Origin of the sequence: Glutamicibacter mishrai (assembly GCF_012221945.1) — a bacterium.
In the GTDB taxonomy this organism is placed as follows: domain Bacteria; phylum Actinomycetota; class Actinomycetes; order Actinomycetales; family Micrococcaceae; genus Glutamicibacter; species Glutamicibacter mishrai.
Genome location: NZ_CP032549.1, coordinates 1,082,713 through 1,105,462, shown reverse-complemented (window position 1 = coordinate 1,105,462; position 22,750 = coordinate 1,082,713). Strand labels below are relative to the sequence as shown.

The 22,750-nt window shown below is 60.6% G+C and carries 25 protein-coding genes; 20 read left to right on the top strand and 5 right to left on the bottom strand.

The features are described from left to right. The first annotated feature begins 19 nt into the window (after positions 1 to 19). From D3791_RS05255 to D3791_RS05235, 5 genes are all read left to right on the top strand, one after another. Positions 20 to 1,054, top strand: coding sequence for an ABC transporter permease (locus D3791_RS05255; protein WP_172511498.1), 1,035 nt, complete (start codon positions 20 to 22; stop codon positions 1,052 to 1,054). A 2-nt stretch (positions 1,055 to 1,056) separates the two neighbouring features. After that, entirely contained in the window at positions 1,057 to 2,046 is a 990-nt protein-coding gene (locus D3791_RS05250) for an ABC transporter permease (RefSeq protein WP_172511497.1), read from the top strand. 2 nt (positions 2,047 to 2,048) lie between these two features. Further along, positions 2,049 to 3,107: an ABC transporter ATP-binding protein gene (locus D3791_RS05245; protein WP_216847373.1), complete on the top strand. Its 1,059-nt coding sequence runs from the start codon at positions 2,049 to 2,051 to the stop codon at positions 3,105 to 3,107. Next, positions 3,107 to 4,186 (top strand): ABC transporter ATP-binding protein, encoded by a 1,080-nt coding sequence (locus tag D3791_RS05240; RefSeq protein ID WP_172511496.1) that lies wholly within the window; start codon positions 3,107 to 3,109, stop codon positions 4,184 to 4,186. Before D3791_RS05245 ends, D3791_RS05240 begins: the two co-directional genes overlap by 1 nt. A 75-nt stretch (positions 4,187 to 4,261) precedes the next feature. Further along, a complete protein-coding gene (locus tag D3791_RS05235; protein ID WP_172511495.1) occupies positions 4,262 to 5,059 on the top strand; it encodes a dioxygenase family protein in 798 nt (265 codons plus the stop codon). Positions 5,060 to 5,144: 85 nt separating this feature from the next. On the opposite strand, the gene D3791_RS05230 is transcribed toward D3791_RS05235, so the two are convergent. Continuing rightward, positions 5,145 to 7,088 carry a S8 family serine peptidase gene (locus D3791_RS05230; protein ID WP_172511494.1) on the bottom strand — a complete coding sequence of 648 codons (1,944 nt, stop codon included), beginning with the start codon at positions 7,086 to 7,088 and terminating at the stop codon, positions 5,145 to 5,147. Between the two features lie 579 nt (positions 7,089 to 7,667). On the opposite strand from D3791_RS05230, the gene D3791_RS05225 reads away from it, so the two are divergent. The 9 genes from D3791_RS05225 to D3791_RS05185 all read left to right on the top strand — a co-directional run bounded on the left by D3791_RS05225 (position 7,668) and on the right by D3791_RS05185 (position 13,890). Beyond that, positions 7,668 to 8,588 (top strand): N-acetylglucosamine kinase, encoded by a 921-nt coding sequence (locus D3791_RS05225; protein ID WP_172511493.1) that lies wholly within the window; start codon positions 7,668 to 7,670, stop codon positions 8,586 to 8,588. Between the two features lie 80 nt (positions 8,589 to 8,668). Next, complete coding sequence (locus D3791_RS05220) at positions 8,669 to 9,007, top strand: non-heme iron oxygenase ferredoxin subunit (protein ID WP_172511492.1); 339 nt, start codon at positions 8,669 to 8,671, stop codon at positions 9,005 to 9,007. After that, entirely contained in the window at positions 9,008 to 10,150 is a 1,143-nt protein-coding gene (locus tag D3791_RS05215; RefSeq protein ID WP_172511491.1) for an NAD(P)/FAD-dependent oxidoreductase, read from the top strand. After that, on the top strand, positions 10,147 to 11,403 hold the full coding sequence (locus D3791_RS05210) for an MFS transporter (RefSeq protein ID WP_172511490.1): 1,257 nt from the start codon (positions 10,147 to 10,149) through the stop codon (positions 11,401 to 11,403). Before D3791_RS05215 ends, D3791_RS05210 begins: the two co-directional genes overlap by 4 nt. 2 nt (positions 11,404 to 11,405) lie before the next feature. Next, a complete protein-coding gene (locus D3791_RS05205; protein WP_022876101.1) occupies positions 11,406 to 11,918 on the top strand; it encodes a DedA family protein in 513 nt (170 codons plus the stop codon). A gap of 55 nt (positions 11,919 to 11,973) precedes the next feature. Beyond that, the gene (locus D3791_RS05200; RefSeq protein ID WP_022876100.1) at positions 11,974 to 12,462 is read left to right on the top strand and encodes an Lrp/AsnC family transcriptional regulator; all 489 of its coding nucleotides are present in this window, start codon (positions 11,974 to 11,976) and stop codon (positions 12,460 to 12,462) included. A 199-nt stretch (positions 12,463 to 12,661) separates the two neighbouring features. Beyond that, entirely contained in the window at positions 12,662 to 12,901 is a 240-nt protein-coding gene (locus tag D3791_RS05195; protein WP_022876099.1) for a hypothetical protein, read from the top strand. A 264-nt stretch (positions 12,902 to 13,165) separates the two neighbouring features. Continuing rightward, a complete protein-coding gene (locus D3791_RS05190; RefSeq protein ID WP_022876098.1) occupies positions 13,166 to 13,537 on the top strand; it encodes a hypothetical protein in 372 nt (123 codons plus the stop codon). A gap of 164 nt (positions 13,538 to 13,701) precedes the next feature. Then, on the top strand, positions 13,702 to 13,890 hold the full coding sequence (locus tag D3791_RS05185) for a hypothetical protein (RefSeq protein WP_028268721.1): 189 nt from the start codon (positions 13,702 to 13,704) through the stop codon (positions 13,888 to 13,890). Here D3791_RS05185 and D3791_RS05180 read toward each other — a convergent pair. Both D3791_RS05180 and D3791_RS05175 read right to left on the bottom strand, forming a co-directional pair. Continuing rightward, entirely contained in the window at positions 13,887 to 14,108 is a 222-nt protein-coding gene (locus D3791_RS05180; protein WP_028268720.1) for a LapA family protein, read from the bottom strand. The two genes, D3791_RS05185 and D3791_RS05180, sit on opposite strands and share 4 nt — an antisense overlap. After that, a complete protein-coding gene (locus D3791_RS05175; RefSeq protein WP_022876097.1) occupies positions 14,105 to 14,758 on the bottom strand; it encodes a TetR/AcrR family transcriptional regulator in 654 nt (217 codons plus the stop codon). Before D3791_RS05175 ends, D3791_RS05180 begins: the two co-directional genes overlap by 4 nt. A gap of 105 nt (positions 14,759 to 14,863) precedes the next feature. Between D3791_RS05175 and D3791_RS05170 the strand changes: the two genes are divergently transcribed. The 5 genes from D3791_RS05170 (at position 14,864) to D3791_RS05150 (ending at position 20,479) form a co-directional block, all read left to right on the top strand. Next, on the top strand, positions 14,864 to 16,291 hold the full coding sequence (locus tag D3791_RS05170) for a flavin monoamine oxidase family protein (protein WP_172511489.1): 1,428 nt from the start codon (positions 14,864 to 14,866) through the stop codon (positions 16,289 to 16,291). A 3-nt stretch (positions 16,292 to 16,294) separates the two neighbouring features. Continuing rightward, positions 16,295 to 17,167: a universal stress protein gene (locus D3791_RS05165; RefSeq protein ID WP_172511488.1), complete on the top strand. Its 873-nt coding sequence runs from the start codon at positions 16,295 to 16,297 to the stop codon at positions 17,165 to 17,167. Positions 17,168 to 17,285: 118 nt separating this feature from the next. Next, complete coding sequence (locus D3791_RS05160) at positions 17,286 to 18,809, top strand: APC family permease (protein ID WP_172511487.1); 1,524 nt, start codon at positions 17,286 to 17,288, stop codon at positions 18,807 to 18,809. A gap of 63 nt (positions 18,810 to 18,872) precedes the next feature. Continuing rightward, positions 18,873 to 19,277, top strand: a complete 405-nt coding sequence (locus tag D3791_RS05155) for an arsenate-mycothiol transferase ArsC (protein ID WP_061953941.1) — start codon at positions 18,873 to 18,875, stop codon at positions 19,275 to 19,277. Positions 19,278 to 19,369: 92 nt separating this feature from the next. After that, positions 19,370 to 20,479 (top strand): MFS transporter, encoded by a 1,110-nt coding sequence (locus tag D3791_RS05150; protein WP_172511486.1) that lies wholly within the window; start codon positions 19,370 to 19,372, stop codon positions 20,477 to 20,479. Between the two features lie 14 nt (positions 20,480 to 20,493). Here D3791_RS05150 and D3791_RS05145 read toward each other — a convergent pair whose 3' ends face one another. Further along, the gene (locus tag D3791_RS05145) at positions 20,494 to 20,982 is read right to left on the bottom strand and encodes an Lrp/AsnC family transcriptional regulator (protein ID WP_022876091.1); all 489 of its coding nucleotides are present in this window, start codon (positions 20,980 to 20,982) and stop codon (positions 20,494 to 20,496) included. A 227-nt stretch (positions 20,983 to 21,209) separates the two neighbouring features. On the opposite strand from D3791_RS05145, the gene D3791_RS05140 reads away from it, so the two are divergent. After that, a complete protein-coding gene (locus D3791_RS05140) occupies positions 21,210 to 21,416 on the top strand; it encodes a helix-turn-helix transcriptional regulator (RefSeq protein WP_022876090.1) in 207 nt (68 codons plus the stop codon). Here D3791_RS05140 and D3791_RS05135 read toward each other — a convergent pair. After that, complete coding sequence (locus D3791_RS05135) at positions 21,413 to 22,201, bottom strand: MerR family transcriptional regulator (protein ID WP_172511485.1); 789 nt, start codon at positions 22,199 to 22,201, stop codon at positions 21,413 to 21,415. The genes D3791_RS05140 and D3791_RS05135 overlap by 4 nt on opposite strands. Positions 22,202 to 22,750: the final 549 nt, after the last annotated feature.

Here is a 22,750-nt window from a genome sequence, read left to right as displayed (position 1 = left end):
CAACTGAAAGCACAGCATCATGCTTACCTATTTGCGTAAAAGGATTATCGCCTCGGCGCTGCCCTTGGTCGTGGTCATCATCGGCGTCTTCGCGCTGGCGCGAATGACCGGCAATCCGGCGGCGCTCTACCTGCCGCTGAACGCCACCGAAACGATGCGCGAGGAATTCGCGGCTCGCAACGGGCTGGACCAGCCGCTCCTCGTGCAGATGGCCCAATACTTCGGCGGGATCTTCCGGCTGGATTTCGGAACCTCCATGCGCACCGGCCAGGATGCCGCCGAGATGGCCTTGCGGGCCTTCCCAGCCACCTTGCAACTGGCCGGCACCACGATGGCCATCGCCATCCTGCTGGCAATCGTGGTCGGTTCGGCCGCCGCCATGAAGCCCAATGGGATCCTGGATCGCTGCAGCTCCTTCCTGTCCATGACCGCCGCCTCCATCCCGGATTTCTGGCTGGCCATCGTGGGCATCTGGGTCTTCGCGATCACCCTGGGCTGGGTCCCGACCTCCGGCGTTGCCGGCGCGGCGGCCTGGTTCCTGCCGGTCGCCACCCTGGTGATGCGGCCCTTCGGCACCCTGGTGCAGGTCATCCGCGGAGCCATGGTCTCGGCCCTGTCCGAACCCTACATCAAGCTGGCCCGATCCAAGGGCGCCACCGAATACCGGGTCATCGGGAAGCACGCGCTGCGCAATGCCGCAGCTCCAGGGCTGACCGTTGCCGGCGACCTGACCGTCGGACTGGTCAACGGCGCCGTGGTGGTGGAGACGATCTTCGGCTGGCCAGGCATTGGCAAGCTGATGATCGATTCGATCCTGCAGCGGGATTTCGCGGTGCTCCAGGCCTGCGTGCTGCTCACCGCGGTGGCGATCTTCATCCTGAATATCCTGATCGACCTGGGCTATGCATTGCTCGATCCGCGTGTGCGGCCCAGCGCCGGAGCGCGCAAGCGCCGCAAGGCCCGTGCCGCCCAAGGCCCTACCCAGGGATCCGAGCAGCACACGCCACAGCTGGCAGCCGCCTCCATGGCCGCCGATAGCACAAGGGGGAACTAGTGATGGCATCACTTGAACAGGCCGCGTCAGCGGCCAAAGCCGCAAAAGGCAAAGACGGCCGGGTCTCGATGTTCACGATGTTGCTGCGTGACCGCTTCGCCACCGTGGCCGCTGTCTTCCTGGTGCTGGTGGTACTGACCGCGATCTTCGGTCCGGCGGTGATGGGCGAGCGCGCGACAGCGCAAAATCTGATGTTCATGAACAAGGCGCCCTTCGATCCAGCCAATGGCTGGCTGTACATCCTGGGCTCCGATTCACTCGGACGCTCGATGCTCGCCCGCATGGTGGTCGCCACCCAGACCACCCTCTTGGTTGCTGTGCCTGCGGTGCTGGTGGCTTTGATCGTCGGCTCGCTGTGGGGCGTCTGGGCCGGATACCACCGGGGCCGGCGCGAAGCGGTATCGATGCGCATCGCCGACATCATCATGTCCTTCCCGTCGCTGCTTCTGGCAGTGGTGGTGCTCTTCGTCTTCAGCCCTTCGGCCGCGAATATCGTGCTGATCCTGGCGATTACCCGCATCCCCATCTACCTGCGTACCGCCAGGGCTGAATCCGCAGAACTGCAGTCGCGCACCTTTGTCGATGCCGCACGCACCTTCGGCACCAAGCCCAACGCGATCATCCTGCGCCACGTGATCCCGGTGGTCACGCCAACCCTGCTGACCCTGGCCACGCTGGAATTCTGCTTTGTCATGCTCGCCGAATCCTCGCTGTCCTTCCTCGGTATCGGCATCCAGCCGCCGGATGTTTCCTGGGGCCTGATGGTGGCGCAGGGACGCCAATACCTGCAGACCGCATGGTGGCTGTCCATCCTTCCGGGCCTTGCCATCGTGCTGACCGCGGTGGCTGCCAATGTGCTGGCCGCCTGGATGCGCATCGCCACCGACCCTGCCCAGCGCTGGCGGCTGGAACTGGATCGCAAGAGCACCAAGGCCTTTGAGAAAGCCACCCGCCAGGCGGCCAAAATGCAGGCCAAGAAAGGCAATGACTGATGATGACCGAAATGCTAGAACCAGTGTCCAACAAGCAGCCGCAGGATGAAGCGGTGCTGCAGGTCCAAGGCTTGGATGTAGATATCCGCACACCGAAGGGGACCGTGCGCGTGGTCAGCAACGTCGGGTTCAGCGCTCGCCGTGGCAAGACCCTGGCCTTGCTGGGTGAATCCGGTTGCGGGAAATCCATGACGGCCAAGGCCATTGCCGGGCTCCTCGATCCGGTGGCTTCCGTTGCTGGCGGCAAGGCCTACCTGGATTCGCGGGACTTGTTCTCCATGAACGGCAAGCAGCGTCGCGCGGTGGCCGGCGAGGGCTTAGGCATTGTTTTCCAGGATGCGTTGGCGGCCTTGAACCCGGTGTACACCATTGGCACCCAGCTTGGCGAAGCCTTCAGGATCCATCGCGGTGCGAGCAAGAAGCAGGCCAAGTCCGAGGCCATCGAGCTGATGCGCCGCGTGGGCATCCCGGAGCCGGAAACCCGCGTGAACTCCTACCCGCATCAATTCTCCGGCGGCATGCGCCAGCGCATCCTGATCGCGATGGCAGTTGCGCTGAGCCCCAAATTGCTGATTGCCGATGAACCCACGACGGCACTCGACGTGACGGTGCAGGCCCAGATCATGCAGCTGCTGCGCAACCTGCGCAGCGAGGAGCAGATGGCGGTGGTGCTCATTACCCACGACTTGGCGGTGGTCGCCGAAGAAGCCGACGACGTGTGCGTGATGTATGCCGGCAACGTGGTGGAACAGGGCAGCGTTGACACGGTGTTCACGCAGCCAACGCACCCGTATACCAAAGGGCTTTTGTCCTCGGTGCCTGCCGATGCGCAACGCGGCGAGGGGCTGTCCTCTATTCCGGGCAGCCCGCCGGAGCTGAGCAAGATCCCTGCCGGGTGCGTCTACCAGGACCGTTGCCCGCTGGCTTCGGCGATCTGCCGCGAACAGCGCCCGGCATTGCGTGAAACCGGCCCCGGGCAGCGCTCCGCCTGCCACTTCGCCGAGCAGGTATCAACGATGCAGTCCAACGATGAAGCAGCTAACGGACAGGATGCGCACTGATGAGTATCGAGACACAGACCGAACCTGAACGCACCGTTCTCGAAGTCCAGGATCTGGCCAAGACCTTCCACGTGGCCTCGGGCAGCTCCGGGACCCGCGAACTGAAGGCCCTGGATGGGATCAACCTGAGCGTCAAGCGCGGCGAAACCCTGGGGCTGGTGGGGGAGTCCGGTTGCGGAAAGTCCACCTTGGCTCGGACGCTGATGATGCTGGAACAACCCGATGGCGGAACGGTTCGCTTTGACGGGCAAGATCCATTCGCGCTGCGGGGCAAGTCCTTGCGCGCCTGGCGCCGCCGGGTGCAGATGGTCTTCCAAGACCCGTTCGCCTCGCTTAATGCGCGGATGACCGCGGGGCAAATCATCACCGAGCCCTTCGCGACCCATAAGGACCTGTACCCTACGGCCGCCGCCCGGAAGCAGCGGTTGAAGGAGCTGCTTGAGCTGGTCGGGCTGCGTGCTACCGATGCGGATAAGTCGCCACAGGAATTTTCCGGTGGGCAGCGCCAGCGTATCGGCATTGCCCGGGCTCTGTCCCTGGGGCCGGATCTGATCATCTTGGATGAACCGGTATCTGCCTTGGACCTGTCGGTGCAGGCGCAGGTGCTGAACCTGCTCAATGATCTCCAGCAGCAGCTGGGAGTCAGCTATATTTTCATCTCCCATGATCTTTCGGTCGTTCGCCATGTCACCGACCGCGTTGCGGTGATGTATTTGGGGCGCATTATCGAAACGGGTTCCACCGAGCAGGTATTCGAATCGCCGTTGCATCCGTACACGGCGTCGTTGATGTCGGCCTCGCCCAAGCTGGATCCTGCTTTGAGGCCGAAGAATCGCATTGTCCTGCAAGGTGAACTACCATCCCCGCTCGATCCGCCCTCGGGCTGCCGGTTCCGTACCAGGTGCTGGAAAGCGCAACCGATTTGTTCAGTTGAGCGGCCCGATAGCCGTGTGCGTGCTGCTGATGGAACGATCTCGCTGGGCATGCCGTCAGTTTCACGGAGCGAAGAGCAGCAGATCGCCGAGTGCCATTTCCCGGTTCAATCGGCGGCCGAGGCCGGGTTGGCGGTGAGCGCCTAGGGCTGGAGCAGGGGGCCGGAGTGCGTCTCGTCTAATTTCATTGACGCTTCAAGTAATTGTTGTTACTTTGGAATCATGACACAGCAGACAGGCGCACCACCGGTCCTCTTCCTCAGCCACGGCGCTCCGCCGCTGGCCGACGATCAGCGCTGGACCCGGGAGCTGGCTAGTTGGTCGGATTCTTTCGAGAAGCCCAAAGACATCCTGATGATCTCGGCCCACTGGGAAAACGCTCCGGTGACGCTGAGCGCAACGCAAGAGAAGAACGAACTGGTTTATGACTTCTGGGGATTCGACCAGAAATACTACGACGTTCGCTACGACGCGCCGCTGGCACCGGAACTGGCCAATGAAGTCGAGCGGCTGACCGCAGCCCACGGCCACCACGTCGCACGCGACGAATCGCGCGGGCTGGACCACGGGGCCTACGTCCCGCTGAAGGAAATGTTCCCGGAGGCCGATGTCCCGGTGGTGCAGATGTCCATGCCCACCTTGGATCCCACTGGCCTGTTCGAACTGGGCAAGAGCCTGGCATCGCTGCGCGACCGCGGGACGCTGATTGTCGGTTCGGGATTCACCACGCATAACCTGCGTTGGTTCAACCCCGCTGCCGGCGCCGACGCTTCACCGCCAACAGCGTCGAGCGAATTCGACCACTGGGCTGAGGAAGCCATGGCCCGCGGCGATGTGGATTCCATCCTCGATTTCCTGCACAAGGCTCCGGCCGCTCGTGAAGCGCATCCGCGTTCCGAGCATTGGGCACCGCTGTACGTAGCCCTCGGCGCGGCCTACGCATCGGGCGGAATCGAAGCTAAAACAGCCATTGATGGTTTCTGGTTCGGGCTCTCGAAGCGTTCGTGGACCCTGGGCTAACCAAGGAGTGAAGTCTTGACTCAAGAAGGTGAAGCCGGCAAATGCCGGCTTCACCTTTTTTGCGCTTGGCTGTCTGCTGGACAGATCAGCTGGTTGATACCGAAGTATCGTCGATGCGGAAGGTGGTTGCCTGCGAGCTATCCTCTACGCCCTTGAAACGCAGGGTCACGGTCTTGCCGCGGTAGTTGTTCAGATCGATGCTCTGCTGTTCATACGAGGAATTCGCATCCAGGTTGGACCATGAACCGACGTTGTAGGTGCCATAGCCATCAAGCACCTGCACGGTCAGCTTGTCGTACTGGGTCGAGGAAGTAGTCTCGTTGGTGAGCACCCGAAGGTAGAACTTCAGCTGTGCAGCAGTGGCATTCGAAGGAATGGTGACCTTCTGATCCAGGGTGTAGGTGCTGGAGTAGCCCCAGCCATTCAGCCCGGCCAGCCCGTTGCCCGAGCGGGCTGCGCTGCCGGTCTCGAAGGTGTCGGCACGATTAGCGGTCCATGACTCGGCGCCGTTTTCAAAGCCCGGGTTCTTCAGCAGATTGCCGCTTGGCTCAGGAGTCGGCTCCGGGGTGGTTCCGCCCAAAGCGGTCATGATCTTGGTGGCGTCAACCAAACCGGCGCCACAGCCGATGCTGCAACCGCCAGGCATTGGGCGGGTGCCGTTCTTCAGTGCCGATTCGACCTGTGCCGGGGTCATCGATGGGCTCACTGATTTCATAAGTGCGACCATGCCTGCAACGTGCGGGGTGGCCATCGAGGTGCCCTGGTAGAAGGTGTATCCCTGGCTGGATGGGGTGGTGGTGCCGGTGTTGATCGTGGAGAGGATGCCCTGGCCTGCGTAGCGGGTATCTCCGCCAGGGGCAGTGACATCAATGGCTGAACCGTAGTTGGTGTAGTACGACGGCGCACCGGATGGGTTGCTGGCCGCCACGGTGATCACGTTGTTGCAGTTGGCAGGACGCGAATTCGAGGCGTTCTGGCTTTCGTTGCCTGCTGCCACGACGACCGAAGTTCCGCGGGAAACGGCCGCATCAATGGCTGCCTGGTAGGTGGTGCCGCAGGCTCCGCCGCCACCGAGCGACATGTTGATGGTGTCCGCTGGAGTGGCGTTGGCGGGGATGTTCGGAACGCTGCCACCCGAGGCCCAGACGATCGCGTCGGCGATGTCGGAGAGGCTGCCGCCGCACTTGGCCAGGACGCGTACCGGCTGGATCTTTGCGTTGGGAGCCACGCCGGCGACGCCACTGGAATTGCCGGTGACCGCAGCGACGGTGCCGGCTACGTGGGTGCCGTGCCAGGACGAATTGCCCGAGTAGCTGTCTCCGCATTCACCTGCGGCGTACCAGTCGCCCTCGTCCTGCGGGTTGGCGTCACGGCCATTGCCGTCACGGGCAGAAGTTGAGCTGGAGACGAAGTCATATCCGGAGATGACGTTTGAGTTCAGATCCGTATGCGAGGTGATGCCGGTGTCCAAGACGGCAACGATGCTTCCGGACCCGGTCGCGACGTCCCAGGCCGAAGGAAGGCGCATGCCGTTGGTGCCGTGGAAATCCCACTGCTCGCCATAGCGGGTGTCGTTGGGGGACATGGAGATTTTCATGATGGCATCAGGCTCTACCGCTTCAACGAGTCCGGATTTGGCGATGTCCGCCATGAACTCCTGTGCGCCTGCATCCTTGAGTTTCTTGTCTGCCTTGACCACGTAGCCGCCGGTGGCCATAGCCCTCAGCTCCTTGACCGAGACTCCGGCATCCTTGGCAGCCTTGCCCCAAGCTTTCGCGCGGCCTGATTTGTCGGCGCTTTGGGTAGACGCCTTGTAGGTGACGATGAATTGGTCGTAGGACTCGCCGGATTCCACGGAACCAATCTTGACGCTGGTCTCATTGGCCGGGGCAGGGGTGGTTTTTTCGGCCGGAACTGTCACCGGCGCCGCCGAAGCGGGCAATGCGCCGGTGCCGAGTCCGGCTAGTCCGATCATGACCGCGGCTGAGGCGGCTATCGATCGAGAGAGCGGGGTAGAAAAACGTGCCATTGAAGTTCTCCTTGTTGGGTTTTGGGCGCACAAAATTCGGTGATCAAGCGAAATGGGGTGTGCCGATATGGAGCGTAGCGGTACAACTATGCCGAGCGGAAGTAGTTATCAAATAAATCTTTTATATTCATCCATGTACTAAAAAGTTGTTTCATATCTTCGCTCGGCAGAACCCCAGAGCTTTTGCGGGTTTGCGAAATGAATGCCGGTTATCCAGGTGTTTGTGGTGGAAAAAATTTTCAGATTCATCCTGACCACTGTAAACGCGTAACTTATTATCCGAAACCATGGATGTTATCCATCCGGAAGCCGAGGGTTGATGAGGGTGGAGATTTGAAAAGGGATCTAGGGGAGTGGTGTTAGATCTACCGATAATGACATTGCCTAATTCCTTGAATAATGACTGTAGGGTTTTATCAGGCTGATGAAGTTGTTAGCGCGAACAACTTCGATGAACTCACCGAACACGTAGTTGCTCCGGCCGCTCTGAGAGCAATTTCCAAGGTCTAACGGGCATTGCGGTCCCGAAGAACCCGGCACACAGTAATCTGAAAACCAAGCACAAACAGGAGCACGCAGATGACAGTTGGAGTATTGGCCGTTGACGGTGGACAGAGCGGCATCAAAGTCCGCCTGGAAAGCGGCGGGGAGCGCACGGAACTGAAATTCCCGGGCGTGCAAACCGACGAAGCCGTCCTTCCGCAGCTGGCACGCGTGATCAAGCGGATCATCTCCGAGACGCCTGCGCGGATCGACACTGTCGCCGTCGGAACGACCGGGCTTGTCAAAGAAGAACACGATGCCGGCCGGCTCGCAGAGCTCATTGATTCAGCAGACCTCCGCCACCTGGCCCTGGCCCATGACTCGGTGACCAGCTATCTCGGCGCGCTGGGCAATGAGCATGGAACCGTCGTCGCGGCCGGAACCGGAGTGGTCACCCTCGGCGTAGGGCCCAATCGGGTAGCCAGAATCGATGGCTGGGGGCACATCATGGGAGATGCGGGCAGTGGATACTGGATTGGCCAGCAAGCCCTGATGGCCGTCATGCGCGACTACGACGGACGCGGGGAGCACACCGCACTCACTGCCGTGGTCAAAGAACGATGGCCCGATCTATCAGAAGCGTATATCGACCTCCAGGCGCTGCCGGACCGCATTTCCACGGTGGCGTCCTTCGCCGCCAGTGTCGCTGAGCTGGCAGATTCGGACCAGATTGCCGCCAGAATCTGCGCACGAGCAGGCAAGGAACTAGCCGACTCGGCCGCAACGGCACTGCGCCGGGTGGGGCTGGAGAGCAGCGGCTCGGTTCCGGTCGCCGCGATCGGTGGTGTCTTCGAAGGCCAGCATGTCCGCGAGTCCTTCACCCAAGAACTTCACACCCGGCACTCCGGGGCGCAGGTCCAAGCCGTCACCGGCAACGGCCTTGATGGCGTGCAGCTCTTGGCGCAGCTTCCCGCCGGCCATGCCCTTCAAGAACTGATCTCCCGCTGCAGGCGGTGAACCCGACGCGAAAAGCGTCACGAGGCGGTTCGCCAGCTAGGTGCTGAAGATAAATAGGTGACAAGATAGGTTCATAAGTAATGAGCACCAAAGGAGTCATCGTGAGCTATCGTGTCGGTCCCGTAGATCTAGTCCCTGAAGGCGAATCGCTCCTAGTCGATTCCAAGGACAGCGGAGCTACCGAAGACATTGCGATCTTCCACGCCGAAGACGGCAACTTCTACGCCTTGCAGGATGAATGCACCCATGAAGTCGCCTCGCTCTCCGACGGCTGGATTGAAGACTGCTCGGTCGAATGCCCTATCCACTCCTCGACCTTCGATTTGAAGACCGGCCGCGTCCAGTGCATGCCAGCCACCGTGGATGCCCGCACCTACATCGTGAACGTTGTGGACGGCTTCCTGGAACTCGACATCTAAATGCCATCCGTACATATCATCGGCGGCGGGGTAGCGGGCTACACGCTCGCCAGGGAGCTGGTGCGGCAGAACTACACCGGAACCATCACCATCAGCGACCCCCAAGGCCTGCCCTATGACCGGCCGCCACTGAGCAAATCCCTGCAGGTCGAGCCCTTCGCCCCGGTCGCATGGTATGCCGAGCACGGCATCAACCTCATCCAGGAAGAGATCGAGGACCTCGCAGTGCCAGATGAGGCCGATGACTGGGTCGTCCTGGCCACCGGCACTACGCCAAATCTCTTGCAGGTTCCCGGAGCCGAACACGCGCGCACCCTGCACACCGCCGCCGACGCCACCGCCTTGGCTCAAGTGCTGGACGCATCGATGTTCGGACTGCAGGTGGCGGTGGTTGGCGCTGGACTGATCGGCGCGGAATTCGCCTCCACCGCCAGCATGCTCGGCGCGCAGGTCACACTGATCTCCAACACTGAATCGCCGCTGGCTGCGGTGCTCGGCCAAGAGCTCGCCGAACAATTGCATGCGGATCACGCGCAACGCGGCATCCGCACCATCACCGGAACGGTGTCCAGCTTCGAAGCCGATCACGTGGTGGTTGATGGCGAACGAGTTGAAGCGGCACTGATTGTCAGCGCCATTGGCGTACAACCGGAAACCTCCTTGGCCTCGGCCATGGGACTGAGCGTAGAAGACGGCATCGTGGTGGATGAAGAGCAACGCTCGATCAGCCATCCCCAGGTGCTCGCCATCGGCGATGCTGCTCGGGTGCAGGGCGCTCGTCGTGCCGTGCACTGGGAAGCGGCCATGGAAGATGCCGCCCAAGCAGCGGCCACGATTGTCAATGCCGCCCCGGTGCAGCGCTCGGTGCCATGGTTCTGGACTGACCGCCACGAAATGCACGTGGAAACCGTCGGAGACTTCAGCAAGTCCGCCAGCACGGTCATCCGCCGCAATCGACGGGGCAAGATCCAAACCGTGTTCGGCCTCGATGCGACGGGCACACTGGTTGCCGCCAGCATGGTCGACGGCGGGTTGATGGCCAAGGCGGTCAAGCGCCTGATCGCGCGAGGCATCACGCCAAGCATTGAACAACTGGAAGACCCGGGTGTGGGTCCCCGCGACTTAGGGCGGAACGAGCAATGAGCACAGCTGAACCAGCGAAGATTCCACTGGCTTTGCAGGTTCCGACCAGACGAGTCAGTCGAGGCTGGATTGCCGCGGTTGTCACCGTTCACATTGGCATCAATGTCGGATTTTTTGCGCCCATCCAGGTGCTCCTGGGGCTGCACGCCGAGCAGCTTGATGCCAGCCAGAAGGGTGCCATCCTTTCCCTGGTGACCGGTGTCGGCGCGGCGGTATCGCTGATCGCCAACCCGCTCTTTGGCGCGTTGAGCGACCGGAGCACCTCAAGGTTCGGGCGCCGCATCCCCTGGGTGTTCTGCGGAACCATTTGCGGCGCGCTCGCGCTGTTGCTGATGTCCACCGCTCATACCGTGGGGCTGTTGGTCCTCGGCTGGGCGCTGATGCAGGCCGCCGGAAATGCAGCGGTAGCTGCCATCTTCGCCGCCATCCCGGACCGGGTGCCCGTGGAACAGCGTGGCGTGGTTGGCGGGCTGGTCGCCTTGGGCCAGACCTGTGGCTCGTTGATCGGCGCGGTCATCGGCATGGTGGCCGCCGGCAACCTCGTCTTCGGCTACGCGCTGGTTGCCTTGGCTGTGGCCATTTGCGCGGTGCCTTTTGTGCTGATGCGCCAGGATACGCCGCTGCCCAAAGGGACCTTGGAGCCACTGAGCGCACTGCAATTCGCGCAGAGCTTCTGGATCAACCCGGTCAAGCACAAGGACTTCGGGTGGGCTTGGCTGACCCGATTCCTGCTGTACCTGGGCAGCCAGCTGTGCCTGGTGTATCTGTTGTACTTCCTGCAGGACGCCATTGGCCATCCGAATCCGGCACAGGGCGTGCTGGTGCTGACAGCCATCTATGCCTTCTGCGTGATCTTCTCTTCGGTGATCTCCGGAAAGCTCTCCGACCGCGATGGCCAGCGCAAGAAATACGTCATCATTTCCTCGGTGATCGTCGCCGCGGCAGCCGGAGTCATGGCCGTGTCCTCGACCTTCGCGATGGCCATTATCGCCGCGGTGCTCTTGGGCATCGGGTTTGGCGCATACCTTGCGGTGGACTTCGCGCTGCTGACCCAGGTGCTTCCGACCGCTGATTCGCGAGGCAAGGATCTGGGCATGATCAACATCGCCAATTCGCTGCCGCAGGTCGTCGCGCCGCTGGTCGCGTGGCTGGCCGTGACGTGGCTGGGCGGCTACCCGACGCTGTTCCTCTGCTCGGTGGTTGTCAGCTTGCTCGGCGCAGTGCTGGTGCGCAAGATCAAGAGCGTTCCGTAACCATGGCTGAGACGATTTCCTGGCTGATCAACGACGCGCCCTTCGGCGTGACGTTCATTTTCTTCTTCCTCGGGGCCTTCGCCAGGGGAAATGCCACCTATTGGGTGGGCCGGGGAATCGCCAAAGGCGTGGAGCGCACCCGCTTCCACAAGCACCTGCACGGACCGGTGTACCGCAGGGCGCAGAAATTCATCGAACGCTGGGGCATCTTCGCCATCCCGCTGAGCTTCCTCACGTTGGGAATCCAGAGTGCGGTCAACGCTTCGGCAGGGATCAGCCGCATGCCGTTGCGCCGGTACCTCCCGGCCGTGGCCGTGGGCGCGCTGCTATGGTCCGCTATTTACACCACGGTGGGCCTAGCGGTATTTTATGCCTGGCTGGCTTTGGACTGGCCATGGATTGCAGGCGCCCTGGCGTTGATCGGCGTGGTCGTGTTCATCGTCTTGCGGCGGCGGGCCCGCAAGCGGCCTGCCCAAGAAACAACTGCCCCGGAATCATCCCAAATCAATTGCTAGACGGTCGTATGATGATTTCAGCGATCCACGGAACACAGAGAGCAGGTGCGGCGCCATGTCGTTGAATCTATCGAAGCGCGAGAACCGCACCGTGCAACTCGATGAGATTGATCGCAGGCTCTTGGCATTGCTCAGCAAGAACTCCCGGCGGACCAACAATTCGCTGGCCGAAGAGCTGGGGATCGCTGCCTCTACGTGCCTGGCGCGCTTGAACGCCCTGCGCGATTCCGGGGTGATCTCCCGGTTCACCATCGAGGTGGACCCGCAGGTTCTCGGCCGCGAGCTCGAAGCGTTGATCTTCGTGAAGATCCGCCCCGGAGCCCGCCACCTCATGGCCAATTTTGCCAGCGAGATGAAAACCAAACCCGGAGTCCGACAGCTGTTTTTCCTCGGCGGAGCCGACGACTTTGTCCTGCACGTGGCCGTGCGCAACTCGGCCGACGTCCGCCAATTCGTCCTGGACAACCTCTCGGCGAACCCGGCCGTCGCAACAACACAAACGTCGCTGGTCTTCGAACATGGGCAGGGCCACGGAGAGTTCTAGCTTCACCCGTTGCTTCGCCACGGCGACCCTTTTGTCGTAGGAGTCAGCGATACCTGCGGGCGCTCTTCGAAGAAATATGCTAAACTTGTTGTTCTTCTCTTAGCAATACTGCGGTCCCTCGGCCGTCGGACGAAGTTCTTCGACCAAACGAGCGGGCCAAATGCAGCAGTGACTGAAAAATGGGGAGGTCGAGAAGATTATGACTCTGGAAACTACGATTCTGACTGCAGTGGTGACTCTGATTGTCTTGGCAATCGTGAGCGTCTTCATGGTGATCCGTTACAAGAAGGACCACCAAGCAGAAATTCGCCAAGCCCTGGTAGCCAAGGCCTACCGGTATGGCGTGGCTTCACCTGAAGACCTGTCGAACCATGATCTGGGCATCCAGATCCGCGAGGCAAAGCGACAGCAGAAGAACAACGACTTGAAGACCGCATAAGTGATTTCAAGACCGCTGAAAACTACCCGAGGGAACTGATTCCCTCGGGTTTTTTCTTGCCGAAAACGGTCGTCGGTCAGCATGGGAAATTTGCTTTTGGCTATGTCCCCGGTCACCTGAAAAGCCGATTTTGCCCCAGAATCATGCGGATTGCATCACAAGAGCATGTGTGGTTCTCGACAAAAGGGTTACGGGAATAAAACGTTTCAGAAATGATTGATAGTACTGGAAAGACGTGATGGAAATTAACTAGGAGCAAAAGCAATGGCAACGATCCCACTCGGTGAAGATATTCTCTTGGCACGCCACGGTGCCAACATCGTGAAGCTTCGCCAAGATCGCAAGAACCGAGCCACCATTGCCATCCTCCGCGACGGCCAGACCGACGCCGCATCAAATCTGATGACCCTTCCCGCTCGCGCCTTGACCCCAGCTGCCAGCATCAGCCAGGGCGCAGCCAAGTACCTCAACGATGAAGCTGAAGTCAGCCGCGGTGAAGTACGTTCGCTGGTCAAGATCTCACTTGGCTTCAGCGCAGCCATGGGCATTGTTTTCGGCGGCCTCGTCTTGGCGTTGTACAAGGTCGGCGGCAACGAAGCCATCCAGTCGCTGGCATACATGGGCGGCGTCCAGTAGCTTTCAGCTGCTCTTTCCAATTGCGGGAATCCGGGATACCTCGGGTGCCCGCTATTTTTCTGTGCGCAGCCAGAAACTTTCGTCACGGCACGCCATGAAGAGCTCTCGTTTTTCTCCGGTCCCGGGCATAGGATGGCGGCAACCGGAAGAGCAAGGAGCAGATCATGCGTTTTGTTTTGGAAGTCAATTTTGATACCGAGAACATGCAGCTCAAGCCAATGGAGGAGCTGCAAAGAATCCTCGGTGACTGGTCCCAGCGCGTAGCCATGTACCCCTTGGAACCCGGTTCCCAAGAAGACGTTTACGACTCGCAGAACGAAGAAGTCGGCGAGTGGGCCATCTTGGAAGACTAGTCTCGCCGTTTCGAGAACCATCCAATAGCGTAGCCTGCAGCCAGCGTCACCAGCAGAACCAGCCAGAGTGGCGCTGCGGTATGGATGAGGAAGAACTCCACGCGCACGTAGGTGAGGTTTTGCAGGATGAAAACCAGCGCCACGATCACCAGTGCGATGGCCGCCCATTGCTTCGAGTTCAAAGCAAAGCGTCGTGGCTTTTGCTCGTCTTCATTCATGAGGCGTTCCCTTTTGCCAGCAGCCCGGTGATCATTGCCGAGAGTCCGCGTTGGAAGGAATCGTCGCTGGTGTTCAACTGGGTTTTGCGCTGCGCTGCCACCGCCTGGGTGAAGTGCGGCGTCAGATCCTGGTGGTTGGTCGTATCAAAAATATCGTGTGGCGCCGCGGTGTCCATCGCCGAACCGAAGATGAATGATTCCAACGCGACAATGGTCGGGATGATCTCGTTTTCAGCTAGCCCGTAATCCTTCAAGGCTTCGGCGACCCGCTCATACATGCTCAAGGTCCGTGGAGAATCCGAGACCGGGAGGACGGCAATAATCGGGATCAATGGGATATGGCGAGCAAAAACATTACGGTAGCTTGTCGCCCACTGCATCAGGGCTTCCGTCAGTGGCTCGGTGTCGAAAATCGTGGTGTCGATGTCGGTCATGACCAATTCTTGAATCCACTGCATCAAGTCATGTTTCGAATCCACGTGGTTATACAAAGCCGACGGGGAAACACCAAGTGACTTGGCCAGACGTTGCATGGTCAACGATTCGTACCCGCCGTCGGAAACCAGCTCCAGCGCGTTCGCGGTGATGCGTTCGCGAGTGAGTACCGCTTTGCGTGGCCTGCCAGCGCGCCTGGTGCCCGATTCGGTCATGCGTTTCACTTCCTGACGTGGGTTGCTTCACAAGTCGATGTTCTTCCCCTATGCTATATGACAAGTAAATGAACCGAATTCATTTTATTGTTTGAGGAGCTGTTCATGGAACATCTGGAACGCGACGTAGTAGTCATCGGTGCCGGCCCATCGGGTCTGACCGCGGCCTACGAACTGAACAAAGCAGGCAAGTCCGTAGCCGTGCTCGAAGCCCGCGACCGCGTTGGCGGACGCACCTGGACCGATGTCATGGACGGAGCCACCATCGAAATCGGTGGCCAGTGGATCAGCCCGGACCAGACCGGACTCTACTCGCTGATCAACGAGCTGGGCATCGAAACCTTCGAACGCTACAAGGCCGGCAAGAGCGTCTATCTCAACGAGCAAGGCGAAGCCATCGCCTACGACGGCGACGACTTCCCCGTTGCCGAAAGCACCGTGGCCGAAATGAACAAGCTGATCAGCCTCATGAACGAATTGGCTGCCCAGATGAATCCGGACACCCCCTGGGAACACCCGCAGGCAGAAGAGCTGGACCAGATCTCCTTCCACCACTTCCTGCGCCAGCACTCCGACGACGAACTGGCCTGCAACAACGTGGGGCTGTTCATCGCCGGCGGCATGCTGACCAAGCCAGCGCACACCTTCTCGGCACTGCAGGCCGTGCTCATGGCCTCCTCGGCAGGATCCTTCGATAACCTCGTTGATGAAGACTTCATCCTCGACCGCCGCATCGTCGGCACCATGCAGGGAGTCTCCAAGGCCGTCGCCGAGCGATTGGGCGATGAGATCGTCTTCCTGAACAACCCCGTGCTCAAGCTGGAATGGTTCGACGGCGGCGTGGTGGCCCACGGCCAGTCGGTCACCGTTTCCGCCAAGAAGGTCATCGTGGCCATCCCGCCAAACCTGTACTCCCGGATCAGCTACGTTCCCGCATTGCCGCGCAAGCAGCATGTCACACACCAGCACCAGTCCATGGGCCTGGTCATCAAGGTGCATGCAGTCTACGAGACCCCCTTCTGGCGTGAAGAGGGACTCTCGGGAACCTGCTTCGGACCCAACGCGCTGGTCCAGGAGCTGTACGACAACACCTACACCGGTGAAAGCACCGGAACCCTGGTCGGCTTCATCTCGGACCTGAAGGCCGACGCCATGTGGGAGCTGGACGAGGAAGCCCGCCGGGCCGCCATCCTCAAGGGCATCGCCGCCTACCTCGGCGAGAAGGCATTGGACCCGAAGGTCTTCTACCTCTCGGACTTCGCAGCCGAAGAATGGACACGCGGAGCCTACGCCACCAGCTACGACCTGGGCGGCCTCTACCGCTTCGGCCCAGCCCAGAACGAGAACATTGGCCCGATCTACTTCTCCTCCTCAGACCTGGCCGGCGAAGGCTTCCAGCACGTGGATGGCGCAGTGCGCATGGGCCGCCGCTCCGCGGCGCGCATCATCGCAGAGCTCGATGGCACCAGCTACGACGAAAGCTACGACGGCGTGCAGACCCTGACCGCTATCGATGACAAGGTCAGCGCCTAGATCATGAAATTGCTCGTAGGCTACACCGCGGATGAACGCGGAGCCGAAGCCATCGAACTGGCCAGCGCACTGGTGGCCGGCACCCCCGAGGCATCCTTGCAGATCGCCATCGTGCTGCCGGCCGCCGCACCGTTCAACGCGGTCTACCCGGGCGGGGACCACGGATACTCCAGCATCCTCTCCGCCCAGGTGGACCAGTGGGCCGAACAGGCCCTGGAGCTGGTGCCCGAAGGGATCAACGCCAGCGTGGTGGCCCAATCGGTCGCATCCGTAGCCGAGGGGCTGATCACGCTGGCCCAGGACTACGCGGCTGATGGCATCGTGCTCGGTGGACGCAAGCGCCACCGTGCCGGATTCTTCCTGCCCGGCGCGATCGCCAACGCACTGCTGCACTCCTCGCCGGTCTCGGTTTACATGTCCTCGCCCGCAGCGTTGGAGACCCTGAGGTCAGCGGACGGCAAGCTGACCCGGCTCACCGCTTTCGTAGGGGACCGGCCAGGGGCCAAGGACGTCATCGAGCAATCGGCCCGGCTGGCGGCGGCCAGTTCCGTGCCACTGCGCGTGGTGACCCTGGTCTTGCCTTTCGATGTCCAGGACCCGGAACGGGACCTGGAATCCCATGTGGAAAGCACCCGCGCCTACCTGGCCGAACTGACCGAATCCCTGCAGCTCGACGCGCGCATCGAAGTCGTGGTGGGGCGCAACCTGGATGAAGCGGTCGGGCAGCTTTCCTGGCAGGGCGGGGACCTGGCCCTGCTCGGATCGGCCCGTCTGGCGGCGGCCCGCAGGCTGTTCATCGGGCCCAAAGCACAACGCATCCTCGGCAAGCTGTTCGTCCCCATGGGGGTCATCCCTAATCCGGGCTCGCACAGCTAACGGTCCCCGGCGCCTTTCCGCCGGCAGCACCCTTCACTTATCAGACGCACTGATGAAAGGTGGCTCGGTACTTCTGGCCGACGCACTATCGCCTCACTAAAGCTAAAGGTAAACCAACATGTCGCAAGACCTGAGGCAGGATACCCATCCTGCAGCCGCCGAGAGCGGGTTGCACGATAAAGGCCTCTCCAAGGGCACCGTCGGTGTTCTTGGCCTGGTGGTCATCGGAATTTCCAGCATTGCCCCGGCCTACACCCTCACCGCAGGGCTCGGGGCCACCGTGGCCGAGGTAGGCACCAGCCTGCCGGCCATCCTGCTGGCCGGATTCCTGCCCATGCTCCTGGTGGCCCTGGGCTACCGCGAGCTGAACAATGCGATGCCCGACTCGGGCACCTCCTTTACCTGGGCCACCCGCGCCTTCGGCCCGATGATCGGCTGGATGGGCGGCTGGGGGCTGGTTGCCGCAACGGTGATCGTGCTCTCCAACCTGGCCGCGGTCGCAGTGGACTTCTTCTACATCCTGCTGGCACAGATCACCGGCCACCCGGAAATCGCGGATCTGACCACCAACCTGTGGATCAACATTCCCACCACGCTGATCTTCATCGCCGCCGCCTCCTACATTTCCTACCGCGGGCTGAATGCCACCAAGGCGTTCCAGTACGGTTTGGTCGGATTCCAGGTCGGCGTGCTGCTGCTGTTCGCCATCATGGCCTTCACCTCGAACAAGCCTTTTGACCAGACTCCCATCACCTTGGAGATGTTCAATCCTGCCGGAGTGGAGAGCTTCTCGGCCTTTGCCGCCGGCATTTCCCTGTCGATCTTCGTGTTCTGGGGCTGGGATGTCACCCTGACCATGAACGAGGAAACCACCGACCCGAAGAAGGTGCCGGGCCGGGGCGCGACCTGGACGGTGCTGCTGATCATGGCCCTGTATGTGGCCGTCTCCCTGGGCGTGCTCTACTGGGCTGGCGTCGGGACCACCGGTCTGGGCGCAGGCAACCCGGAGAACCAGGAATCGATCTTCGCGGTGCTCTCCGGACCAGTCATGGGTCCCTTGGCGCTGTTGATGTCGCTGGCCATCCTCTCTTCCTCGGCCGCATCCTTGCAGTCCACCATGGTCTCGCCGGCGCGAACCCTGCTGGCGATGGGCTACTACAAGGCGCTGCCGCAGAGCTTCTCGAAGATCTCGCCGCGCTTCATGTCGCCTTCGGTGTCGACCTTCGCCGCAGCCGCAGCCGCCGCAGCCTTCTACGTCGTTACCCGGCTGGTTTCGGAAAATGCCCTGTGGGACACCATTACCGCGCTGGGCCTGATGATCTGCTTCTACTACGGTCTGACCGCCTTGGCCTGCGTGTGGTATTTCCGCGGCGAGCTGTTCTCCAGCGCGCGGAACATCATTTTCAAGTTCTTGGCCCCGCTGATCGGCGGTGTGGTGCTGCTGGTGATGTTCTTCGCTACCGCTATTGAATCCATGAATCCCGACTACGGATCAGGATCGAATATCGGGGGAGTGGGCATGGTCTTCATCCTGGGCGTCGGTGTGCTCTTGCTCGGTGTCGTGGTGATGATCTACATGCGCATCACCCAGCCTGCCTTCTTCAGGGGGGAAACCATCAAGACCTATAAGGTGCTGAAGTAATCAAGCGATGATTCCCCAGTCGTGAACCACCCGTGAGCCCATCACGGGTGGTTCAATAGGTTCATGGCTAACTCGGTACTTTTCATTTGCTCTCGCAATGCCGGCAAATCGCAGATGGCTGCCGCATTGATGGACTACATTTCTGGCGGAAAGATCACCAGCTACTCTGCGGGGACCAATCCGGGCACGGGGATCAACCAGGAATCGGTGGCCTCGCTGGCGCAGACCGGGGCGGATATGTCTGGCGGGACGCCCAAAGGCATCGATCCGAAGGTCGTCGAAGAAGTCGACCGGGTCATCATCCTCGGGACCGATGCCCATCCGCAGCTTGACCCGTCGGTCAACGTCGAACGCTGGGTCACCTACGAACCAAGCGAAGACGGCATCACCGGTGCCGAACGCATGAATATCATCAGGGATGAGATCGCCGAGAAAGTGCGTGGGCTTTTCCACGAGTTGGAGCAGTAGCCATTTCACGACGACACCTGTCCACCGGCGCCACACCGTGGTGGCTGCCGGGCATCTGCCTGGTGCTCACCGGCTGGTGCGCTAACCAATACGTGTCCCTGATCAACTGGTATCAGCAGTTCCGCGACCTGAGCGAATTCGAAGCCATGCTGGTCATGGGCAGCTACTTGGTGGGGATGATCCCGGCGCTGGCCTTCGGCGGACCTTTGGCCGACCGCTTCGGTCGCAAGCCCTTCTCCTTGATCGCCCTGGCCAGTTCCATCCTTGGATCACTGGTCATGGCTGCCGGGGCGCTGAACGTTGCCGGACTTTATGCAGGCCGTGTCTTCACCGGGTTTGGAATGGGCCTGGCGATGGTGGCTATCACCAGCTGGGTGAAACTGCTGAGCCCCGGCGCCGCGGGCGCGACGCGGGCGGCCTTATGCACATCGTTGGGGTTCGCGGTCGGGCCAATTATTTCCGGGGCCATCGTCGGTGCCAGCGCGCATCCAGAAATCGCCTACGCGGCACATGCTTTGGCCACCATTGCCTGGCTGGTCTTGATTGCTGTGGCCACCGGGGAACCGCGAGTTCCATTTGCCGGTCCTGCCGGGATTGGCAGCCAGACGACGCCCGAGAATCGACGGCGCTTCATTCGAATTGTCCTGCCGTCAGCGCCGTGGGTCTTTGGCATGGCGGCTACCGGATTTGCAGTGGTTCCCGCGCTGAGCGACGGCGCCGGAGGATCCAATCTGCTCTACTCCACCGTTGCCGTGGCGGTAACCATGGGCATGGGAACTATCATCCAGCCGTTTGTCCGGAGGTTTAACAACGTTCGAAAGATCTCGTTGCTGATGGCGGGATTGGCGACAGCGCTGGCGGCCTTGCTGTTGATGATGGCTGTCTCCTTGACCGGTTCCGAGCTGGTGGGAGTTTTTGCCTTTATTCTTTCGGGCGCCGCCAACGGCATTTTGCTGGTGGCGGGGTTGAGCCAGGTGCTGGATCTGGCCGGCTCAGCGGATGTCGGCAAACTGACCGGACGTTTTTACATGGTGTGTTTCATCGGGTTCACGTTCCCGACGCTCTTCGCCTTGTGGCGTTTGATTGCGCACCCAGTGCTATTCATCGGCATCCTGGCGCTCTTGTGCCTGGGATCGATGGTGCTGGTTTACCGTGGCCGGACGGAGCTGGGCGGTACCGGGCTCGAAGCGGTCAACGGCTGAGCCAAGAGCTGAAGCTAGTGCTTGTCCTTGCTCAATTTCTTGAGCAGTTCGGTCGTGCGGTATGGAATCACGTCACGCAAGATCATTGACGTGGAGGTCCTCGTGATGCCCGGGCAGAGGCGGATCTCTTCACTGACGCGGTAGAGATCATCCGGATCGGTGGCCGAGACGCGGATCAATAGGTCGGTGTCGCCAGCTGGAGCCACGCATTCGAGCACCTCGGGAATCTGGCGCAAGGCGGCAATGGCATCGTTCAAGGCTGCCTGGTTGAGCTCTGCACTCACGAACGCGCTGACGCCGCGGCCCATGGATGAAGGCAGGATGCGGGCAGTGTTCGGGCGTAGCGCACCCGAATGCGCCAAGCGCTCCAATCGGGTTTGCACGGTGCCGCGGGCCAAGCCCAGCTGCTGCGCGAGCATCATGATCGGCACGCGCGGATCAGCATCCAGGGCCAAGAGGATACGTCGGTCGGTTTCATCGAGCTGATACGTATCCGAATTCATGTGCTGGTCTCCTGTGACAGGTTGTGGTGCGCGTGCGTAAGTACCTTCTACAGATTTTAGTCAATATGACCAGTTGAGCCCAAATGTGTTGCGCGGACTGACCGATATTGTTGCAAACAAGCCGGAAACGGCAGCTCCGCCGCCTGTCAGTACGCGATTCTTCGCCTCTTATCCACAAAACCGTGCTCTGGCAATCATTCGAGAGCCAATCACAGTACCCTGTTCCTATGAGGTTTTTGCGGTTGGAAGATGTGGCTGAGGAGCTGAACGTGAAGCTTCCTCAAGTTCGCGCTCTGGTCAAAAGCGGGGAGCTGCCGGCCATCCAAATTGGAGGGCGGGGCATGTGGCGTGTGGAGCGAGTGGAACTGGAAAACTACATCCAGCAGCGCTACGCCCAAGCACGTGAAGAGATCGCTAACGACTCGCAATCCTAAAGGTCCATTCCCTTCTGCACATAGACCTTGAGCGAATCGCTGACGAACTGCGCGTGGCCACCGTAGTTCTTGGCGAATCGTTCATCCGCGACATACATGTCAGCCAGGGACATGACATAGGCGCTGCCCTGTTCCGGAATACCGGACTCTAGCGGGGTCCCGGGAATGGATCGCAGCCACTGCACATGCCGGGCGGCTAGCGATTGGGCAACCTCGCTCTCAGGTTGAGCTTTCGCTTTGCCGGCGCTGATCCAGGCTTCGTTCAATTCGCGGACCTGCTGGAAGAAGCCGGCTTGTTCTTCGGGGCTCTTGTTGCGCCACCACTTGTTCGAGGTCTGGTAGGCCTTGGCACCCCATCGTTCCGTGACTTCTTCCTTGTATTGTTCGTTGAAGCCGTCAAAGCTTGTTTCGGGTTTCATTCTTTCTCCGTTCTCTATGGCCGAAATGGTGCGTTCGAGCGCGGCGATCTGTCGATCGATCGTCTTGCGCTGTGTTTGCAGTTGCTGGATATGCTCGGTCAGGGCTTGGCGCTCGTCGCGTTGTTCTTCGAGAATTTCGGCGATGCTCTCCAGCTTCAGACCCATATCCCGGAACAACAGGATTCGTTGCAACCGCACCAGCTGATCTTGGGTGTAGAAGCGATAACCGTTTTGGGCAACGTGCCCCGGGGTTAATAGCCCGATGTGGTCGTAGTGGCGCAAGGTGCGGCTGCTGACCCCGGCCACCCTTGATACGTAGGAAATCGAGTATTCCGCTATCCCCGGATCCTGTGTTGAGTTGTTCATGACTCTCAAGCTACAGGTTGACGCAACGTCAATGTCAATAAGTTAAAATTTTCAATCCGAGGCCAGATATGTGATTCAGGTCCCATGGCAAAATGTCGAATATTCAGAGATTGTTTTTCAGCGAGTTGATCATACTGACTAGTGAATGCAACACCTGTTGCGCAGGATGAATCATGTGTTGTTCAATGAATTCAGACGACGTTGGAATGGCTACCGCCGGACCAGCTACGACCTAGAGCGTATGCAGGCCACCCGAACCTGTATCGCTGGACAAGCTTTGGCCACCCACGCCAAGCCATGGTGAAAGCGCAAATCTTGATGGCTCGTGAGCAGGTCCCCGGCGGAGTGCTCACGAGCCATTGCTCTTGGCCCAGCCTTTGCCGCAATGCATGTGCCGAAGACGTTTCTGCTAGTGGAATGCTGATTTAGGGTCGATTCGTACACACATCTGGGCACTTAGCCTTCGGTTCGCAGCGCATTCTGGATCCAATTTCACAGACATACCTCGTGCCCTTCGGGCAGCCTCGGGCCGACTCTGGAACAATGAGC

Bases quoted from the DNA above. Each gene is read 5' to 3' on its own strand.
- D3791_RS05255 (WP_172511498.1), top strand. From the start codon at position 20: ATGCTTACCTATTTGCGTAAAAGGATTATCGCCTCGGCGCTGCCCTTG.
- D3791_RS05250 (WP_172511497.1), top strand. From the start codon at position 1,057: ATGGCATCACTTGAACAGGCCGCGTCAGCGGCCAAAGCCGCAAAAGGC.
- D3791_RS05245 (WP_216847373.1), top strand. From the start codon at position 2,049: ATGACCGAAATGCTAGAACCAGTGTCCAACAAGCAGCCGCAGGATGAA.
- D3791_RS05240 (WP_172511496.1), top strand. From the start codon at position 3,107: ATGAGTATCGAGACACAGACCGAACCTGAACGCACCGTTCTCGAAGTC.
- D3791_RS05235 (WP_172511495.1), top strand. From the start codon at position 4,262: ATGACACAGCAGACAGGCGCACCACCGGTCCTCTTCCTCAGCCACGGC.
- D3791_RS05230 (WP_172511494.1), bottom strand. From the start codon at position 7,088: ATGGCACGTTTTTCTACCCCGCTCTCTCGATCGATAGCCGCCTCAGCC.
- D3791_RS05225 (WP_172511493.1), top strand. From the start codon at position 7,668: ATGACAGTTGGAGTATTGGCCGTTGACGGTGGACAGAGCGGCATCAAA.
- D3791_RS05220 (WP_172511492.1), top strand. From the start codon at position 8,669: ATGAGCACCAAAGGAGTCATCGTGAGCTATCGTGTCGGTCCCGTAGAT.
- D3791_RS05215 (WP_172511491.1), top strand. From the start codon at position 9,008: ATGCCATCCGTACATATCATCGGCGGCGGGGTAGCGGGCTACACGCTC.
- D3791_RS05210 (WP_172511490.1), top strand. From the start codon at position 10,147: ATGAGCACAGCTGAACCAGCGAAGATTCCACTGGCTTTGCAGGTTCCG.
- D3791_RS05205 (WP_022876101.1), top strand. From the start codon at position 11,406: ATGGCTGAGACGATTTCCTGGCTGATCAACGACGCGCCCTTCGGCGTG.
- D3791_RS05200 (WP_022876100.1), top strand. From the start codon at position 11,974: ATGTCGTTGAATCTATCGAAGCGCGAGAACCGCACCGTGCAACTCGAT.
- D3791_RS05195 (WP_022876099.1), top strand. From the start codon at position 12,662: ATGACTCTGGAAACTACGATTCTGACTGCAGTGGTGACTCTGATTGTC.
- D3791_RS05190 (WP_022876098.1), top strand. From the start codon at position 13,166: ATGGCAACGATCCCACTCGGTGAAGATATTCTCTTGGCACGCCACGGT.
- D3791_RS05185 (WP_028268721.1), top strand. From the start codon at position 13,702: ATGCGTTTTGTTTTGGAAGTCAATTTTGATACCGAGAACATGCAGCTC.
- D3791_RS05180 (WP_028268720.1), bottom strand. From the start codon at position 14,108: ATGAATGAAGACGAGCAAAAGCCACGACGCTTTGCTTTGAACTCGAAG.
- D3791_RS05175 (WP_022876097.1), bottom strand. From the start codon at position 14,758: ATGACCGAATCGGGCACCAGGCGCGCTGGCAGGCCACGCAAAGCGGTA.
- D3791_RS05170 (WP_172511489.1), top strand. From the start codon at position 14,864: ATGGAACATCTGGAACGCGACGTAGTAGTCATCGGTGCCGGCCCATCG.
- D3791_RS05165 (WP_172511488.1), top strand. From the start codon at position 16,295: ATGAAATTGCTCGTAGGCTACACCGCGGATGAACGCGGAGCCGAAGCC.
- D3791_RS05160 (WP_172511487.1), top strand. From the start codon at position 17,286: ATGTCGCAAGACCTGAGGCAGGATACCCATCCTGCAGCCGCCGAGAGC.
- D3791_RS05155 (WP_061953941.1), top strand. From the start codon at position 18,873: ATGGCTAACTCGGTACTTTTCATTTGCTCTCGCAATGCCGGCAAATCG.
- D3791_RS05145 (WP_022876091.1), bottom strand. From the start codon at position 20,982: ATGAATTCGGATACGTATCAGCTCGATGAAACCGACCGACGTATCCTC.
- D3791_RS05140 (WP_022876090.1), top strand. From the start codon at position 21,210: ATGAGGTTTTTGCGGTTGGAAGATGTGGCTGAGGAGCTGAACGTGAAG.
- D3791_RS05135 (WP_172511485.1), bottom strand. From the start codon at position 22,201: ATGAACAACTCAACACAGGATCCGGGGATAGCGGAATACTCGATTTCC.